We start from the raw sequence: 18099 nt of genomic DNA on the forward strand, positions 1-18099 counted from the left end.
AACGCATACTTATTTAAGGTTTTTTTATACCAAGAATTTGCACATCAACACGGCGGTCTGCTTGTAAGCAAGCTTTTAAGGCATTTCGATCTTGCACATCAAAACAACCATTGGTTACAGGCTGAGTTTCACCTGCTGAAGCGAAACTTAATTTATCAGCAACAATCCCTTGGTTCATTAAGTAATTTTTGACAGTCTGTGCACGTTGCAATGCAAGTTGCTGATTATATTGTTCACTGCCTAAACGGTCGGTATGGCCGGTAAGCTTAATCATATCAATACGTGCATATTGATTATTAAGTTTAGTTGCTAGTTCATTCAAGCTTGATTTACCTGCAGGAAGTAAATCGGTTAATTTACCACCATTAAATTTAAATAAAGAATCGGCAGCTAAGTTTATATTATCTAAACTCGGTTCAATTGGTTTTATTACATTATTTAGAGCATTTTCTCTAATCGGGCAATTATTAATTGTAGTGCCATCATTATTTAATATAATAGGTTTGCCGTTATTATCAACTGTAAGTAATAAGTTATTCAAAAGTGACTTTTCGTTTACACAATAGATAACTGAATAATTTTTACAATGATTTGTACAATTTTTCACCTTAAATTGGTATTTACCTTCTTTTAAATAAAAATCAGCAGAATTATTAATATAAAAATCACCGGCTTTAAAGTCATCTATATAGAGCTTAGTTGCACATTTTTGGTTCTTAGCTTGATCATCTGCGCATAATTTTTCATCACGTTGAACATGTATTTTGTATGCATCAATAGTATTGTTTTGAAACAACAAATTATCTGGTTTTGCATATTTATTTACGCCAGGAAAAGTTGAACATGCGACAACTGAGCGTCCACAAGTTGAAGTGACTGTGACACCGAATGGTGACATCGTACAGACTTACCCTGATGACACCGATCCATCCACAATTACGCCTGACCAAATTACGGTTAAAGATCCAAATGGCAAAGACATCGTGGTTGAGTTTGGTACACCTGAGACTCAACCAGACGGTTCAATTACGGTAACGGGTAAAGTGCCAGAGGACGTTGAAGGCAAAGTTACGGTTAATGTACCAGAAGGTTCATATGAAGACACCTCGGGTAACCTGGGTCTACCAGGTACAGGCAACGAAAACATCAATATGGTTCCGCTTGTAGCAGAAGTGACGATTACACCAGATGGTAAGATCACTGTGACTTATCCTGATGATGTTGATCCATCGACAATTACAGAAGATAAAATCATTGTTGAAGGTCCAAATGGTCCAATCGAAGTACCATTTACGCCGCCAGTGGAACAACCAGATGGCTCATATGTGTGACTGGTGAAGTACCTCCGGGTGTTGATGGTGACATTACAGTAACTGTCCCAACAGAAAGCTATGAAGATAAATCAGGTAATCCGGGTGAGGAAGTAGATAAAACTGTCCCAGTGGACAATATCGCTTCTGAAGTTGAAACAACCCAAGTGGTTACGACAGAAGATCAAAGTGTGACATTAACATGGGCGCATTTTGGTATTTCAGATGCAAATACAGCAAATGATCAGCTTGTTATTACGGTAACAAATCTGCCAAAAGACGGTGTATTGACAATCGTAGATGCTGCTGGGAATAAAACACCAATCATCGCGGGTCAAACACTATCTTATGCTGATATTAAGGTATGAAAATTTATGCTATTACAGAGAACGGAACTCGAGTATTGCTTGGAACTGCGGATACAAATGGCAATTTAAGTTTTGTCGCTGATGGCATGAGTATCGAAGGTTCAAGCTTAGTGGCGATTGCACCACCAAGTTTGGTTGTTACAGGTAATTCTTTGAAGTTGAATGTGAAGCTTGAATCTATTGCAACTGAAAAATCGAATGGTTCAACTGCAAGTTCAGAACTAGAGTTCGGTGTAATTTTGTATCCTGCTTCTGTAACAAACGCTGCACCTGAAATTGAACCAGAAGTAGTCACTGTTGGTGTAGCTGTTGCCGGTCAAAAAATTGCTGCTTATGCTGCATCGGATGCAGATAATGATAGTCTGACTGTGACATTTGCTAATGGCTCGACAGTTAGTGCCGACGGTTTCTATCAATTATCAGTGGCTGATCAATCTGTAACTTTAACTCAGAAAGGTGCGGATCAGCTAAATTCAGGTGCTGTATTGCCTTCGATAAGTCTTCAAGTTACTGATGGTAAAGTTACAACTCCTGTAACTGGCAATGCTGAACTCATTGAGTTAAAAGCAACATTAACAAGTGAAATTTCGGTATCAGGGTCAACATCAGGTGGAACTGGTGGTGGTGCGTCAAGTTCAGTGATTAACGTTCCAAACCTAGGTACGATTTATAAAGATGCACAAGGTAATTATGTTTCTGATGATCTTGTTGCGGGTGCGAAAATTGTAGATATTGCTGCACAGATGCAAGCTATTATCAATGATCCACAGTATGGTAATGATTTCAATAAAATTAACAATGCGCTAAGAATCTTTACTAATTTGAAAAGTGAAATTAACGTTTCTGAAATTATTATTATCAATTGGGAGAAAATTAACAAAGTTCTGACTCAGAATGAGCTTGGGCTTAATTTCTCAAATAGTTTCCCTAAAGACTTTGGAGGTCAAAAAGGTACTCCGAGTGATTGGATTGTATTTGATGAAGCGTATTCAGGTGAAAAATATCCTGTCAATTCAATGATTTTAAACAACTCTGATACAACCAACTATATTGATGGTTTTAACTTAAGTATTACGGGTGTCCAAAATGTAAGTGGTTTCCAAATTAATATGTTGGAAGGTGTACTATTTACGGATGGAACTCAAATTGCTAAGACAGGTGAGAAAAATCAAAATGGACAGGATCAACTTGGTGTAGTAGCTCCGGAAGCAGACGCTCCAGAGAAAGTTTTACAATTTACTTTACATGCAGAAGTTCTAAATGATGCAGAGGAAAATGTGAATGTAAATGGTGTGAAATTTAAATCTGCTGCTCTTGATGCTTTAGTTGATGCCAAAGTTTCGGTAAATGGTATATCAGTAAGCAAAGATTCAGATGGGTATTATACTTATCAAGGCACTTAAAGTAGTCAAGTTGAAGATTTTGTAGTGAAAGTTACAGTCCCTGAAACCTCAATTCAAGATGTAAATGTACTTACAACCCAGCTCGAAACAGAGTTAGGAAACAGTAACAATGTGCTTCCTATTCAGGATACAGTGACTGCGACAGCATCGTTTGCGATGTTCTCATTAGAAAGTGAAAGTTTACTGATTGGTGATATTGTTTTCGACCTTCTCGCAAACGACAATTTGGGCGGTAATACATTAACAACAGTAAATGATTTTTCTATTGCTGACCAAATCGATATATCTTCATTACTTTCTGACGATGCAACTGAAGCGAATCTCGCAGAGTTTGTAACAGTAGAATATGACGAAGAAACTGATTCAGCTGTGATTTCAATTGACCGTGATGGCACATCAGGTACGGAATATGAATCACAAGATCTTGTAGTCTTGCTCAATCAAACGCGCAAAGTCGAACTAGATGACCTAATCAACAATAATCAAATTATTAGTAAATAATTTGATGAACTAAAAAAGCACCTTCGGGTGCTTTTTTTTGCTTCCCAAAAAGTGAATGCAGATTGAAGACTTGGTTTTTAATTAACAACTCATCGGAATTAAAACAAATACGCTATATCTACACTTGTATATTGAATAAGCTTTCTTTGCGCTTAAAAAGCGACACTTATCTGATGACGTAGCTCAAAAGGTATGCATAAAAACAAATTAATGGACAATAAAAATGAAAAAGAATTTCTGGATCAGGACACTTCTTTGTATGACGGTTGCGGTGTCGCCACTTACTTTCGCAGCGACAACCACTGCACCCGTTCCACCCAATAGCCAGCAAGTCTTTTTTGTCGGCAATAACTGGGATGGTACGGTTACAGTCATCAATCCTGCAAAAAACTATCAGAAAGTTGGTGTCATCAATATGGTGCCCGACAAAAAAGAACGGCTCACTGAAATTTACCTTAACCCAGTAAAATTGATCGCCTATAGCTATATTCGTAATACAGCAGGAGAGGGAAATGATCAATTGGTCGATGACATGTATTCCACACCAGATGGCAAATCGGTAGTTGCATCACGCCCAAGTTTTGCAGATGTAGTCTCGATTAACATAGCAACAGGAAAAATCAATTGGCGCACACCCGTTGAAGGATTTCGCGCAGACCATATGGCGGTTTCACCCGATGGGCAACAAGTTGCTGTTTCAGCATCTTCAGGGAATGTCGTACATATACTCGATATCAACACAGGCAAGGAACTCGGGCGCTTTGCCACAGGAGATAAGCCACATGAAAATATCTATTTTGCCAACGGTACTAAAATCTTAAATTCAGCCATTGGTAATGTCGAAACAGCCATGGATGCATCTTGGCAAGACTTTACCAAAGGCAAACGCTACATCACGATCGCAGATGCTCAAAGCTATAAAGTCCTCAAAAAAAATCGATTTTAGACCTGCTTTAGATGCCGTAGGACGTAAAGACCTGTCTAACTCAGTTCGACCGATTGTATTTAGTAAAGACGAATCCAAAATCTATGCACAAGTCTCATTTTTTAATGGCTTGGTCGAATATGATCTCAATCAAGACAAAGTCACACGCATTGCACAGCTTCCGGGAAGTACAACTATTCCCTCTGATCGCACCAAATGGGTGAATGACTCCCGTCATCATGGGCTTTCGATCAGTGGAGATGGTGAAAAACTATGTGTTGCAGGAACGATGGATGATTATGCCACCATCGTCGATCGTAAAACTTTGACCGCGGCGAAATTGATTGCTGCAGGCAAACCGTATTGGGCAACGCAAAGTCCAGATGGTAAGCGTTGTGTCATTTCTGAAAGTGCCACAGATGCAGTAACCGTGATTGATTTTGCAACAGGTGAAAAAGTCATCACAGTTCCAGTTGGCAATCACCCACAGCGTGTTCGTTTAGGTTATGCACCAGCAGGATGGGGCAGTCAGTAAAACAGTTTAAATCAAAAGAAAATGGAAAAATCAGAGTCAAATCGGCTCTGAATTTTTTAATTGAAGAACATTTAGAGATTGAATCATGTATAAGAAATGGATTGTTATCGGGTTAGTGGTTGGCTTGATTTTATTGTTGATGATTCAGTTATTAAAACCAAAGCAGCAGGAGGTTCATGAACAGCTACCGTTAGATCAACAAAAAGTGTCTGAAATACGTTCAGAGCGAACTATAGAAAATGTATTGCAGCATTCAAGTTTTAATTCCAAACAATCAATACTCGACAGTGAAACGCACTCTGAGCTATTACAGCAACGTGAACAGGTATATCAACAATTGCAGCAAATAAACACGCTGATGAGTCAGGGACAGCAGCCGAATCAAAATCAAGTACTCGCTCTACTCGAGCAACAATATAACTTGGTTAAAAAAGGCGTCGTGAAATTGGATGAAGCCATTTCATCAATTCAATATTTACGACAAATACTTCCTGAAATGGACAGAGCTTTGGATAGACAGTTAGCTAAACTGGAACAACTCAAAAAATGAATTAACTTGAATAAATAAACTTTTAAACTAACCAAACTTAAATGAAATAATTAAGGTGAAGAACAAAAGTAGAGTGGCACGGAAATAGAATAGTAAATTAAAAAATGTTTTTTAAATCAAATGCTTGTAATTTAAATAAGGATTTTGAAAATAAACACTCCGAAGATGCCGCTGCAAATGTCGTGACCCTGAACCCGATGAGTTCAAGGTGGACGCGACGTACACTCGCTGGGTTTCCCACTCGAGGAGGGCATACGCTCAGAATATACAGAACACATCCATAAGTTTAAGTATCGGCAGGGGATTAGACCTAGCTGGCGAACACCTCAGAGATGTGCTCAGTATAACGAATTCAGCGTTATTGGCAAATCACCAAACACTGACAATGTGTTTAAAATGAAGCAATCGGGCAAAGTATAATCACTAAACCACCGATTAATCAGTCAATTCTTCAACTTGTTCCAAAATATTTTGCAACAAAAGTTCGCAGTTTGCATATTCTTGCAAACTCTTATTCATTGACAGGACTTCTTGCATTAATTCAAGTGCGACCATAATGATCAGCTTACTCGGTTCCATACGTGGTGCTTTACGACGAAATTCATCGTATTTGTCATTCAGTAATTGTGCTGCGCGTTCTAAATCGGCTTGTTGGTCAGAAGTCGTTGCTAAACGGAAACTATGACCTAGAACTTTTAAATCAACTGCAATTTGTTCACTCATGATCAAACTTCCTCATTACTTTCAGTCGGATGTGCCAATTGTTGAATTTCTTGCGCATGTTGATCTTGAGCTGTACCTAAAATAGCTAAACGTTGAATAATCGCTTCAACTTTTGCTTTGGCATGTTCATTTTTTTGTAATAAACGTTCACGTTCTTGCTGCAAACCTTGAATTTCTTGTTGAGCATGACGCTGTTCATTTTGCATCTTTTCTTTAACGATACGTAGCTCATTACGTTCTGCCAAAATTTCTTGAAAACGATTTTTTAGATCAGTACAGCTTTTTTCAAGACGGCTATATCGGTCAGCCAAAGCAGTTGCATCAGTATTCAGCTGTTGAAGTTGAGCACGTGAATCAGTTAATTGCTCATTCAGCGTATCAATTTCTTCTTGTTTGGAGGTGATAATACCGTTCTTATGTACAATTTGAGCATGATGGTGCTCATCAGACGAGTTTTTCTCATCTTGTAGGGCATTATTTTCGCTTTCAAATTGCGCCAGTCGCTTTTTTAAAACGCTAATATGCGCTTGGAGACGCTGTAATTCTTCTAACATAACGTAGTCGCACAGTCTTGCAAACAAAGGTAATATATACGAAGTATAGAGATTGGATAAGCGAATGCAAGACGATATTTCAGGTTGGTCAGATTGGTCCCAGAATTTTTCTAAAATTGAAGAACTTTCAAGCCCAAGTGAGTTACACGGTCTACTCACTGGTATAGTTTGTGTGTCACAACCCCCAAGTCGTGAAGAGTGGCAACAAATTTTAGCAACGCTTGATGTAGCTGAATTAGACGAAGATGCGGTGGCATTGTTGACTGAAGAAGCAGAAGATGTAGCTCATTCACTTTCAGATGATGAACTCGACTATCTTCCTTTATTACCAGATGATGATCACTTGCTAGGTGAGCGTGTGCAAGCCTTGGCAGATTGGTGTGCAGGTGTTGTTCTTGGTTTTGGTTTAGCGGCAGGTCATCTGCGCACCAATGAACAAGAATTGATTGAGCATTTACAGGATGTCGCTTCAGTAGAATTTGAAGATTCAGATGATGATGAAGAAGGTGAAGAAAGCTATCAGGAATTATACGAATTTGTTCGTTTAATCCCAGTGAGCCTGTCTATGGGACGTACCAAAGTTGATGTTTCAGAAACACCGTTGCTACAACTGAGCGCTAAAAATTCATCGGCTCAAGTGGGCAATGTGGTTGAAATGTTCACCCCACATCGTCCAAGCTAAGGCATTAATTTTGCTTATATCTATGTGAGGTATTACGTGTTTTTATACATGCCTCACATAGATTGAGAGATTCATATTCAATTGAATCAAAATTTAAACAATATCAGCCAGCAGGTATAAGAAGTATTTAAATGAAGAAATTAACTCAAGCAGATTTTCAGGAACGTCGTGACATCCTTGCAGGTGAAATGGGCTTACGCAGCATCGCAATTATTGCAACGAGCAAAGAAGCCATGCGTAATCGCGACGCAGATTATAAATTTCGAGCTGATAGTAGTTTCTTTTATTTAACAGGTTTTGCTGAACCTGAAGCGGTTGCAGTGATTGAAACCTTTGATAGCGAAGAAGAAGGTTATAGCTACAGTTTATTCTGCCGTGAACGTGACCGTGAAATGGAAATTTGGAATGGCTACCGTGCGGGTGTAGATGGGGCTATAGAAGATTATGAAGCCGATGAAGCTTATGCCATTGATTTGCTTGATGAAGAAATTTTAGAAAAATTACAAAATAAAGATAAATTATTCTACCGTATTGGGCAGCAACCAGATTTTGATGCTCGTGTGGCGCAGTGGATTTCGGCAGCAAGTGGTGAATCACGTAAGGGTGCAAGTGCGCCTGCTCAAGTCATTCAACTAGATCGTATTATTGATGAAATGCGTTTGCATAAGTCTGATGATGAACTTGAATTGATGCAGATTGCTTCGGATATTTCAGCAGAAGCGCATACTCGTGCCATGCAAACGGTTAAACCGGGCATGATGGAATATGCACTAGAAGCAGAACTGAATTATGTCTTTGGTAAAAATGGCTGTGTGCCTTCCTATAACAGCATTGTCGGCGGCGGTGAAAATGGCTGTATTTTGCACTATGTGGAAAATGACAAAGAACTCAAAGATGGTGATTTGGTACTGATTGATGCAGCATGTGAATATGAGCTGTATGCCTCAGACATTACCCGTACTTTCCCAGTCAACGGTAAATTCAGCCCTGAACAAAAAGCACTTTATAATATCGTACTCGATGCACAAATTGCGGCGATTGATGCTGTGCGTATCGGCAACTCTTATAAAGAACCACATAATGTTGCTGTACGTATTTTAGTTCAAGGTTTATTGGATCTTGGCATTATGCAAGGAGATATTGACGAAATCATCGCAAAAGAAAGTTACCGCCAATTCTATATGCATGGTACGGGTCATTGGCTTGGTATGGATGTGCATGACGTCGGTTCATACAAGCAAGACGGTGAATGGCGTGCCTATGAGGAAGGTATGGTTGTAACGGTTGAACCGGGGCTCTATATTGCGCCTGATGATGAAAGCGTTGATGCGAAATGGCGTGGTATCGGTATTCGTATTGAAGATGATGTGGCTGTAACTAAAGCAGGTCCACGTGTTTTAACAGCTGCAGTGGTCAAGTCGGTGGAAGACATTGAAGCCTTGATGGCGCAGTAACTTGCAATGAATAAAAAAAAGCCGGTCAGTTGATCGGCTTTTTTTGCGTACAAGAGTTTTTTTATGTTAATTAATTTTTTTCTATGTAAATCTGATAGTTTTATGAAGAGTAAGCTAGTAAAAACCTCTCGATATCCTCAATCATTCTGTGAACATTTTCCTCTGTAAACTGATCATAGTTACCATGGGCTGCATTATTTCGAATATCAGCCATAGCTGTGATGAGTTTTTGTTGGAGAGGGTTATAAACTCCTGCTTTTGCTAAGTCTTCATTTAATCGTGTTAATTTTTTCTTCTCTAATTCTATTTCATTATTTAAACATAGTTCTTTAATTGCGGTTTCTAGAACTACACCAGCAATCACAGCAGCTGAATTTTTATAACCACTATTTAAGAGCGACCGTGCTTGCTCTAATTCACTATCAAAAACTTCAGCTTGAACGATTTGTTTGAAAGAAGTTAAAAAACCATTTTTAAAATCATCATATGCTGCTTTCAAAATTGGAATTAATCTACTGATTATTCTAGTGTTAGTATCAAAGCTTTGAGTTTCTTCAGCATCTAAAAAATCACGGTAATGAATAGATTTTTCACCACATGATAGCAATAATAGATTTTTAACTTTAACTTTCCATTCAAGGTAAAGAGCATCACCCTCATCACCCAACGTATCATAGCTTCCACTATATTCTGAATAAGCTTTTTTTGCCATAGCTTTGATAGAAGCAGAATCGTTTAGTAGTTGTTCATAGCGTTGTAATATTTTTTGACTCATATTGATCCAAATATTTTGACTGAATTATTTAAATATTATTGCTATACAATAACATATATAATCATTGAGAAAATAATAAGGTCTGAATTCTTGAATGTCTCATAGTCTTTGGGTCTATTTGCGAACTATGATAAAAGTCAAAGACAAATCAATATTGGGAGAGCACAGCCTCCGACATAAAAACCAACAATTGTACAAACCAAAATGTTTTTTTCTTTATTGAGATCTATATGTTTATTTATATCCTCAATTCAATGGCTTATTAAATTTCATGGATAGGTAAAGTAAGTAGATAATATGTCTGATTGAATAGCCATCATAATAAAGAAGAGAATAAGATGACAAACTTCAGCTCAAGTTATACACGCACAGAAAAAATTAAACAGATAATTTTTCTTAGCCTAACTATGCTCATTATTTGCATATTGCATTTCATGGTTTTTCCATGGTTGAAGAGCACAAATTGGTTTCTCTGTCATCCCCATGAATTTGATGTGCTATATGGCTTCTTTACTATTTTTACTTTATTTTATTTGTAATGCTGCATTTTCTATTTTATTGACCTCGAAATATACGTACTGTGCGACTAAAGCAATATCCATTGCCTGTGCAAAAAACATAGTGACCGCAGCCATATCAATATGGCATAAAAGCCACATGGCGTGCGTATCTTTCAATTCTAATGATTCCATTCTGGATTGTGATGAGCGTATGGGGTTACTCAATCACACAGGATTTAAAAGCATCGCTCAATCCTCACAAACTACAACAAGAGCGTGTATTACAATGTCAAAAAACTGAGTCATGATGTAAGATAAATCCAATATATAAATGACGTATTTCGACACTCGAATCGAATACAACAGATAAGGAAACACGCATGCAGCAAGAAGTCATCATTGTGGGTGGTGGAATGGTCGGACTGAGTCTGGCTCTGATGTTGGCAAAAGCAAAGATTGGCGTAAAGCTACTCGAAGCAATCAAATACCCCAATTATGATGATGCAAACCTTGCTCCATATCACTCGAGTTTTGATGCACGAAATAGCGCCTTGTCACGCCGTACGGTGCAAATTTATCAAGAACTAGGCCTCTGGGATGCTTTGCAGGAACACGCCACACCTATTTTAGAGGTGAATATTACAGAGCAAGGCAGTTTTGGTAAGGCAAGACTCAAAGCAGAACAAGAAAAAGTCGAAAGCTTTGGACAAGTTATTGAAAATGCATGGTTAGGCCGTGTGCTGCTCACAGAAGTCAAAAAACAACAATTCATTGAATTAATTGACGGCGTACAAGTGACTTCGCTGACGCAGGATGCAGACCATGCCTATATTGAAGCAAAGCGTGCTGAAGAACAGCTCAAACTACAATCTAAAATTGTGATTGCCGCCGATGGCCGTGATTCATTCTGCCGTAAAGCCTTAGGTATTGGCGCATCGGTGCATGATTATGACCAAGTGGCGATTGTCACTACAGTACAAACCTCTAAACCGCATGGTCATGTCGGTTTCGAGCGTTTTAGTCCGCTTGGTCCGCTAGCGCTGCTGCCACTTCCAGGTGAATACCGTCGCTCAGTGGTTTGGCCTGTTCCCAAAGGAACTGAAGGCGAGTGGATGGGTGATGAAAATGATCAACACTTCTTAGATGCTTTACAAGAAACCTATGGTGACCGTGCCGGTAAATTCCAAAAAACTGGTAAACGTTTCAGCTTCCCGTTGTCGCAAGTACTTGCAGAGAAACAAGCAGTTGGACGTGTAGTGCTCATGGGAAATGCTGCCCATACCATTCACCCAGTTGCTGGTCAGGGCTTTAACTTATGTATGCGCGATGCCTATGTACTGCGCCGTTATTTAACAGAGCAAGTTGAAAAAAATGCAGATCTGGGTGATGCAGCTATGTTGCTTGATTATGAAAAATCGCGCCTGACCGATCAGCAGCGGGTGATTAAATTCTGTGATTCAGTTGTTCGTGGTTTTAGTAACCAGAATCCATTTTTAAAATTGATTCGCAATACTGGATTAGTTGCCTTTGACACCATTCCGGGGATCAAGCCTTTGGTCGCGAATTATGCAATGGGGCTAAAAGCATGAGTTTAAATCATACAGATGTACTGGATGCCGTGATTGTCGGAGGTGGCTTGGTCGGTGGCTTAACGGCATTGCTGTTGGCGCAAGGCGGTGTGCAGGCTACGGTATTGGATGCGGCACCTATTTTGGATGTAGAAAAAACCAAAAATGTTGCGAATCCTCGGGTTTTGGCGCTCAGTCAAGCCACCATTCATTTACTCAAGACTGTGGGCGTTTGGGAAAAACTTGCCCGTCAACAGCCTTATACAGGCATGCAGGTGTGGAATAAAAATGGCTATGGAGAAATCAATTTTGGTCATGTTGCAGAGCAAACACCATCAGTTGAGCAAGCTTTAGGTTCAATGGTTGAACCAAGCGTATTGAATTTAGCCATTCAAGAAAAAATGCTAGAACAACTCGAAGACTACCGAACCCAGGTTAAGGTCAGTCGAGTTGAGCGCGGCGTTGGTGTGTGGATCATTCACCTCGCAGATGGTACCCAGCTCAAAACAAAACTGGTGATAGGTGCAGATGGTGCAAACTCATTTGTTCGTGAGCAAGCTTTCATCGATCTAGATGTGCTGGACTATAAACAAGCCGGTGTGAGCTGTGCAATTAAAACCGTCCAACCGCATCAGCATGTAGCGCGTCAAATTTTCTTAGAAACTGGGCCTTTGGCATTTTTGCCGATGGCGAGTCTGAAAAAAGAGGAAAGCGGTTATTGGCAATCCATTGTGTGGACCTTACCAGATGATTACGCCGATGAATATGTGGCTTTATCCGATATTGAATTTACTGCGTTGCTCACTCGAGAAAGTCATCACATGCTCGGTGAAGTCTTAGAAGCAACACCACGTGCCAAATTTCCATTGAAGGCACGAGCTGCGCAGCTATACGTTCATGATGGTCTGGCGTTGATTGGTGATGCGGCTCATGTGATTCATCCACTTGCAGGACAAGGCGTGAATATTGGCTGTTTAGATGCAGCAGTGCTTTGCGATGTGCTTTTGACCGATAAAAAACGTGGTGTGTGGGCACATGAACAAAGTTTGAAGCGCTATGAACACCGCCGTAAAGGGCAAAACGATGCCATGATGCATAGTATGTCCGCGATTGGTTGGTTAGAAACCACAACTTTTTCTCCTGTGGTGTGGGCGCGAAACTTTGGTTTAAAACAAGTGGAAAATCAGACTGTTCTTAAAGATGCATTTATGGCTCAAGCCAATGGTCTGAGTATTTTAAAAGATACAATCTACGCAGCTTAGGTCAAAGTCAGATATTTTTTTAGACAGTCGTATAAACAAGGTTACGATTTTGATTAAAAAAGATACGATTTTTTGATTGTGGGTACTAGTCGAAATGCTCAGAGATTGCTAAATTTCTGTTAATTTAAAACCAGCCATTCGCTGGCAAACAGAAGTCATTCGCGGGGAGAACACAATGACTGATATGAACGATTATGATGATCCAGAAGATTCAGTAGTTGATGAAGATGAAGCACAAGCAGCTGAAAAAGGTGCAGGTGACGCAGCTGATTCTGCCTCTGATGATGACACCTCTGAAGCTGAAACATTAACAGTGACTGCAAAACTAAAACAACGTCAGGCGCTTGAAGATGAAGTTGCTGCGTTCTTAGCGCGTGGTGGTCGTATTACCGAAGTCCCTCCAGACGAATCGGCAAAAGATTAAAATGAAAAAACACCACGTCATGTGGTGTTTTTTTTGCTTCATTCGCTTGTGCGATGATGCACGTCATTCATTTTTTAACTAAGCATGTTTAGTTATGACGTTGTGAAGTTATTTTAAGCCGTCTTTGGCTTCATATATTTACGACTGATCGCGTAAATAGGATAGAACACAAAATGCAGTAAAAGCAAAAACATACAATTAATAATAAATGCAGCAATATACGGCGGTGCATGCATGGCCGCCACAGCAGCGACAAAAGATTGAAAAAGTAATACCGCACCCAAAACGACATAAGCCCAATAGCGATGCCTATCCCAAAATTGGCTCAGTTTCAGTAAATTACCGACTATAAAATAGAGGGAACAATATCCACAGACCATCGCAATCGTGCTATGATCGGCCGTCATTTGCTCGCCACTAATATAGTGCGGATAGGGTTGAATGCCAGTATAAATAATATGTGCAAGGGCCGTGAGCCAAACCAGATTAAAGAGAATGAACACCAGCGGTTTTTTGACAGACAGATTTATGGACATGTTATAAGCAACTTTTTTCATTCTATTTAAATTATTGTATGGGATAGCTTATGGAACCCGTAGGTCCCATAAGCGGTTCAAATTAAAAATAAAAAAAATTAAGCTTAATCGTTCGCTTGGGTTAGCTCTAAAGCACGTTGATAGGCCACTTTCTTTTTAATCCCAGTTAAATCTGCAGCCAACTGAGAGGCAGCTTTAACGGACAAATCTTGAAGTAAACGCGTCAGCAATTTGTCTAACTTTTCTTGCTCTAGGTCTTTTTCTTCGGTCGCACCACCAATTACCAAAACGATTTCGCCTTTTTGCTGATTGTGATCAGATTCGACAAAATGAACCAACTCACCCAAAGACATTTTTTTAATGGTTTCAAATGTTTTGGTAATTTCACGTGCAAAGCCCACAGGACGATCTGCACCAAAGACATTCGACATATCTTTTAGGCAATCCACAATACGGTGCGGCGCTTCATAAATAATCATGGTTTGAGTTTCGTCTTTCAGTTTTTCGAGTGCTAAAAGACGTTGTGACTGTTTAGAAGGTAAAAAGCCTTCGAAACTAAAACGGTCACTGGGTAGGCCGACAGCACTGAGAGCTGCAATGGCAGCACAGGCACCCGGCACAGGAATGACACGAATATTTTTTTCTTGTGCAGCACGAACCAGTTTAAAGCCAGGGTCACTGATTAATGGCGTGCCTGCATCACTAATCAGCGCCATATTTTCACCCTTTTCGAGGCGTTCAATCAGCTGGTCTATTTTGTTGCTTTCGTTATGGTCGTGGCAGGCGGTTAAAGGCGTATTGATACTAAAATGTTTAAGTAATTGTGCTGAAGTTCGTGTATCCTCGGCGGCAATAATTTTAACCGACTTCAATACCTCAATTGCACGATAACTAATATCATCTAAGTGCCCGATTGGAGTTGCAACAACAAATAACTGAGCACTCATAGGTTTCTCCATGTTGGATAATAAGAACAAAATTTTGGGTCTTTGCCTTTTAAGCAGTCTGTTTACTGCTGCACAGGCAGACGTCTTGGTCATTCTACCTGAATCTGGCCCTATGGCGCGAGCTGCATCCAGTATTAAGCAAGGTTTCAATAGCGCATATCAATCGTCAGACTACAAAGTGCCCATTAAGTTTGTAGATTCAAATCAAAAGCAAATTGCTGCGATATTGAAGCAACAGGTAAATAAAAAAACTCAATTGGTGATTGGCCCTTTAGCACGCCAAGATGTTGAAGCACTTGTAAAAGCAAAGCCTAAAGTCCGCGTGTTGGCTTTAAATGAAACGACGAGCCAAATTCCAAACGTCTGGCAGTACAGTCTATCAAAACGTGATGATGCTTTAGCACTCCAAAAAGTCTTCGAAAAAGACAAATTAGCGCAAGTGTTAGTGTTACGTCAGCCTGCAACTGAGGCAGAACATGAATTATTGCTCATGTCCTTAATCAGCCAAAGTTCAGTGCCGATTCAAGTGGTTGAACAGTTCCCAACGAAGCTGGACAAAAATCAAGGGGTGCTGTTGCTGGGCAATAATGAATGGTTAAACAGTCAAAAAAAACTACCTAAAGCAAAACTATATACCGTTGCCAATGCGATTGAAGCCACAAAGCCCATTCCTGTAGGGCTGAAATTTTGTGATGCACCTGCATTGCATGACGCGCGTTGGCCTGACCTGATCCGAGCTTATGAGGAAAACCCAGTAGATATGCCATATCAACGTCTTTTAGCTTTTGGCGGAGACACATGGCATATCGCAAAACAATATTTGCAAGAACCGAAATTAAAAAGCATTGAATTTCAGGGGCGAACAGGACTAATCAAAATTAGTCAAAACAATATTCAGCGTGTTCCTCACTGCTATGAGCGAAGTAAAAAAGGCATCGTAGCGATCTCACTTTAGGGATGAAACGATGCAGCTAAACTTAGAGCAGATGAATATAGGACAGATGAATCTGGGACAGTGGGCAGAACGGCAAGCGTTGCATTTGGTTGAGCAGCAAGGCTATGTACAGGTGCAACAGAATTATCATAGTCGTTATGGTGAAATTGATTTGATCGTTGCGCGTGGTCAAGAATTGGTGTTTATCGAAGTTAAAGCCCGTTCGAATACCCGTTATGCCCAAGCCATCGAAAGTATCTCAATTCACAAACAACGTAAGATGATGAAGACTGCGTTGCATTTTTTAAATGAACAGTCACATTTTCAAAATTATTATTGTCGCTTTGATGCAATTTGTTTTGATTTTTATCAACACTTTGCAAAAACACTACAGCAAGACTTTTCTAAATACCCGTATCATCAGCAATGGATTGAAAATGCTTTTACTTTTGATCAAGAGTTGATTAATCTTTGATAAAACAAACTGTGTAAATGCATAGAAAAATACGAGTGGAAATTTGAGGAGTCGTGCTGAGTGGTTAAGCGTATTGCAATAATGATGCTTTGTGTCGCAAGTTTATCTGGCTGTGCGAGTTTTATTTCGAATGGAACAGGATCAGCACCTGTAGGAACTGAAAGCGGCGCACGCTCATTGGGACAAGTTTTTATTGACTCTTCCATTGTTCGAACAGCAAAAATTAACTTATATAAATTAGATACTCGTTTTAAACAGTCACGTGTCAATATTGAAAGTTTTCATGGCAATGTCTTATTGACTGGGCAAGTGCCAGATAATCATTTGAAAGAATTGGCAGAAGAAAATGTCCGTTCAATGAGTGATGTCAAAACTGTACATAACTATATTACAGTGGGTAATCAGATCAGCTATAGCACCATCATGCAAGATACTGCGGTCACTGCGAATACCCGTGGTTTGATTATGAAAGCGCCTGTGGTATCTGACAGCAAAGTACACATTCATACTGAAGATGCTGTTCTTTATGTGATGGGCCGTTTAAACAGTGCGGAAATCACAGACTTAAATCAAATCTTGCAACAAGTGGGTAATGTAACGCGAATTGTCACTTTAATCGATAATATTGATCAGAACCCAAATCCACAGGCACGTTCAATTTACTCAAGTTACACCACACCTGCTGTAGGCAATGTGCAACCTGAAGTACAAACGCCTGTAGCGATAGATCCGGATGCTGTCGATCCAAATGCTCAATAAAATGTCGGAAATGATGCTGTAAAATATGAATCAATGGTCTCTGCGGCTTCAGCAAAAAATGGATTTGGCTAAATCTTTATACCGAAATTTTCGGTTATATGATTTTGGCAGTTATGCATTAAATCGACTGACACCCAAACAAGGATATCATGTTCAACACAATATCCCTTATGGTCTAAAAGCGCGCCATCGCCTAGATTTGTATCGCACGTCAGCACCTCGTCAGCAACGTCCACTCATCGTTTTTGTACATGGTGGAGCGTGGATGCATGGTGACAAAAAGGACTATGGATTCATTGGTGAAGCTTTTGCCAAAGAAGGCTTCGATGTTGCTGTCATCAATTACCATCTCGCACCTGAATATATTTTTCCGGCTTCAATTGATGATCTTAGCCTTGCATTAAACTATTTGACGCAGTCTCAGCATAAGTTGCAGATTGAAGTGGAAAATGTGGTGTTAATGGGACATTCGGCAGGGGCATTTAATGTCATGTCTGCACTGTATCATCCGACGCCTTATCAGCTACAAGTGAAAGAGAATATTCGTGCAATTGTGGGATTGGCAGGGCCATATCATTTTGATTATAAAGGTGATCCGATTTGTGCAGATGCCTTTGATCAAAATGTACCGTATCAACAAGTGATGCCGTATTATTTTGTTGAGCACAATCAAGTGAAGCATTATCTATTCACTGCGGATAAAGACAATATCGTTGGCCATAGCAATAGTGAAGATTTTGATCGTCGATTAAAAGCCTCAGGCAACCATAGTCAATTGATTCAAATCCCTCGTGTTGGGCACATCACGATGATTGGTTCAGTTTCGAGTCTATTTAGTCGCTTCTTTAAAACCAAAGCTGAAATCATGCGTGTACTCGATGAAATTAGTCCACCTTAATGTCTTTAGTTAAATG

Annotated in this window: 21 protein-coding genes, 1 other RNA gene and 1 pseudogene; 15 read left to right on the forward strand and 8 right to left on the reverse strand. The window is 39.7% G+C overall.

What is annotated here, in order from left to right; all coding sequences use genetic code 11:
* Positions 1-13 precede the first annotated feature (13 nt).
* Entirely contained in the window at positions 14-898 is an 885-nt protein-coding gene (locus FTU22_RS16365) for an OmpA family protein (protein WP_257225935.1), read from the reverse strand.
* Here FTU22_RS16365 and FTU22_RS12500 point away from each other — a divergent pair.
* The 6 genes and pseudogenes from FTU22_RS12500 to FTU22_RS12525 all read left to right on the forward strand — a co-directional run bounded on the left by FTU22_RS12500 (position 879) and on the right by FTU22_RS12525 (position 5592).
* Entirely contained in the window at positions 879-1331 is a 453-nt protein-coding gene (locus tag FTU22_RS12500; RefSeq protein WP_180094734.1) for a hypothetical protein, read from the forward strand. The two genes, FTU22_RS16365 and FTU22_RS12500, sit on opposite strands and share 20 nt — an antisense overlap.
* A complete protein-coding gene (locus tag FTU22_RS16490; protein WP_180094736.1) occupies positions 1328-1678 on the forward strand; it encodes a cadherin-like domain-containing protein in 351 nt (116 codons plus the stop codon). The genes FTU22_RS12500 and FTU22_RS16490 overlap by 4 nt, the downstream gene beginning before the upstream one ends.
* Positions 1675-3081 (forward strand): hypothetical protein, encoded by a 1407-nt coding sequence (locus tag FTU22_RS12510; protein ID WP_180094737.1) that lies wholly within the window; start codon positions 1675-1677, stop codon positions 3079-3081. Before FTU22_RS16490 ends, FTU22_RS12510 begins: the two co-directional genes overlap by 4 nt.
* A 24-nt stretch (positions 3082-3105) precedes the next feature.
* Entirely contained in the window at positions 3106-3582 is a 477-nt protein-coding gene (locus FTU22_RS12515) for a type I secretion C-terminal target domain-containing protein (protein ID WP_180094739.1), read from the forward strand.
* Between the two features lie 259 nt (positions 3583-3841).
* Positions 3842-5042 (forward strand): annotated as a pseudogene (locus tag FTU22_RS12520) (YncE family protein).
* An 85-nt stretch (positions 5043-5127) separates the two neighbouring features.
* Complete coding sequence (locus FTU22_RS12525; RefSeq protein WP_180094741.1) at positions 5128-5592, forward strand: hypothetical protein; 465 nt, start codon at positions 5128-5130, stop codon at positions 5590-5592.
* Between the two features lie 153 nt (positions 5593-5745).
* On the opposite strand, the gene ssrS is transcribed toward FTU22_RS12525, so the two are convergent.
* The 3 genes from ssrS to FTU22_RS12540 all read right to left on the reverse strand — a co-directional run bounded on the left by ssrS (position 5746) and on the right by FTU22_RS12540 (position 6869).
* A non-coding RNA gene (ssrS, locus tag FTU22_RS12530) (6S RNA) lies at positions 5746-5928 on the reverse strand.
* A 99-nt stretch (positions 5929-6027) separates the two neighbouring features.
* Positions 6028-6315 (reverse strand): cell division protein ZapA, encoded by a 288-nt coding sequence (locus tag FTU22_RS12535; protein WP_168378082.1) that lies wholly within the window; start codon positions 6313-6315, stop codon positions 6028-6030.
* Between the two features lie 2 nt (positions 6316-6317).
* Entirely contained in the window at positions 6318-6869 is a 552-nt protein-coding gene (locus FTU22_RS12540) for a hypothetical protein (protein ID WP_078192940.1), read from the reverse strand.
* Between the two features lie 64 nt (positions 6870-6933).
* Between FTU22_RS12540 and FTU22_RS12545 the strand changes: the two genes are divergently transcribed.
* Both FTU22_RS12545 and pepP read left to right on the forward strand, forming a co-directional pair.
* Positions 6934-7551 carry a UPF0149 family protein gene (locus tag FTU22_RS12545; RefSeq protein WP_180094743.1) on the forward strand — a complete coding sequence of 206 codons (618 nt, stop codon included), beginning with the start codon at positions 6934-6936 and terminating at the stop codon, positions 7549-7551.
* 131 nt (positions 7552-7682) lie between these two features.
* Entirely contained in the window at positions 7683-9005 is a 1323-nt protein-coding gene (pepP, locus tag FTU22_RS12550) for a Xaa-Pro aminopeptidase (RefSeq protein ID WP_180094745.1), read from the forward strand.
* Positions 9006-9105: 100 nt separating this feature from the next.
* On the opposite strand, the gene FTU22_RS12555 is transcribed toward pepP, so the two are convergent.
* Together FTU22_RS12555 and FTU22_RS12560 are read right to left on the reverse strand one after the other, a co-directional pair.
* Positions 9106-9780, reverse strand: coding sequence for a HEPN domain-containing protein (locus FTU22_RS12555; protein WP_180040710.1), 675 nt, complete (start codon positions 9778-9780; stop codon positions 9106-9108).
* Positions 9781-10304: 524 nt separating this feature from the next.
* Positions 10305-10472, reverse strand: a complete 168-nt coding sequence (locus FTU22_RS12560) for a hypothetical protein (protein ID WP_180040712.1) — start codon at positions 10470-10472, stop codon at positions 10305-10307.
* A 188-nt stretch (positions 10473-10660) separates the two neighbouring features.
* Between FTU22_RS12560 and ubiH the strand changes: the two genes are divergently transcribed.
* The 3 genes from ubiH (at position 10661) to FTU22_RS12575 (ending at position 13534) form a co-directional block, all read left to right on the forward strand.
* Positions 10661-11869 carry a 2-octaprenyl-6-methoxyphenyl hydroxylase gene (gene ubiH, locus FTU22_RS12565; protein ID WP_180094747.1) on the forward strand — a complete coding sequence of 403 codons (1209 nt, stop codon included), beginning with the start codon at positions 10661-10663 and terminating at the stop codon, positions 11867-11869.
* Positions 11866-13110, forward strand: coding sequence for an FAD-dependent monooxygenase (locus tag FTU22_RS12570; RefSeq protein ID WP_180094748.1), 1245 nt, complete (start codon positions 11866-11868; stop codon positions 13108-13110). Before ubiH ends, FTU22_RS12570 begins: the two co-directional genes overlap by 4 nt.
* A gap of 175 nt (positions 13111-13285) precedes the next feature.
* The gene (locus tag FTU22_RS12575; protein ID WP_078192934.1) at positions 13286-13534 is read left to right on the forward strand and encodes a hypothetical protein; all 249 of its coding nucleotides are present in this window, start codon (positions 13286-13288) and stop codon (positions 13532-13534) included.
* Between the two features lie 113 nt (positions 13535-13647).
* Here the strand turns inward: FTU22_RS12575 and FTU22_RS12580 are convergent, their stop codons facing one another.
* Both FTU22_RS12580 and rsmI read right to left on the reverse strand, forming a co-directional pair.
* Complete coding sequence (locus FTU22_RS12580) at positions 13648-14070, reverse strand: hypothetical protein (protein ID WP_180094750.1); 423 nt, start codon at positions 14068-14070, stop codon at positions 13648-13650.
* Positions 14071-14174: 104 nt separating this feature from the next.
* A complete protein-coding gene (gene rsmI / locus FTU22_RS12585; RefSeq protein ID WP_078189168.1) occupies positions 14175-15017 on the reverse strand; it encodes a 16S rRNA (cytidine(1402)-2'-O)-methyltransferase in 843 nt (280 codons plus the stop codon).
* 10 nt (positions 15018-15027) lie between these two features.
* Here rsmI and FTU22_RS12590 point away from each other — a divergent pair, with 10 nt between their 5' ends.
* From FTU22_RS12590 to FTU22_RS12605, 4 genes are read left to right on the forward strand one after another with little or no spacing between them, the layout of a single operon-like run.
* Positions 15028-15972 (forward strand): penicillin-binding protein activator, encoded by a 945-nt coding sequence (locus FTU22_RS12590; protein ID WP_180094752.1) that lies wholly within the window; start codon positions 15028-15030, stop codon positions 15970-15972.
* A gap of 46 nt (positions 15973-16018) precedes the next feature.
* Positions 16019-16426, forward strand: a complete 408-nt coding sequence (locus tag FTU22_RS12595) for a YraN family protein (protein WP_180094821.1) — start codon at positions 16019-16021, stop codon at positions 16424-16426.
* A 60-nt stretch (positions 16427-16486) separates the two neighbouring features.
* On the forward strand, positions 16487-17185 hold the full coding sequence (locus FTU22_RS12600; protein ID WP_180094754.1) for a BON domain-containing protein: 699 nt from the start codon (positions 16487-16489) through the stop codon (positions 17183-17185).
* A 25-nt stretch (positions 17186-17210) separates the two neighbouring features.
* Entirely contained in the window at positions 17211-18083 is an 873-nt protein-coding gene (locus FTU22_RS12605) for an alpha/beta hydrolase (protein ID WP_180094757.1), read from the forward strand.
* The last annotated feature ends 16 nt before the right edge of the window (positions 18084-18099 follow it).

It is taken from the genome of Acinetobacter sp. YH12076, assembly GCF_013419525.1.
GTDB classification, from domain to species: Bacteria; Pseudomonadota; Gammaproteobacteria; order Pseudomonadales; family Moraxellaceae; genus Acinetobacter; species Acinetobacter amyesii.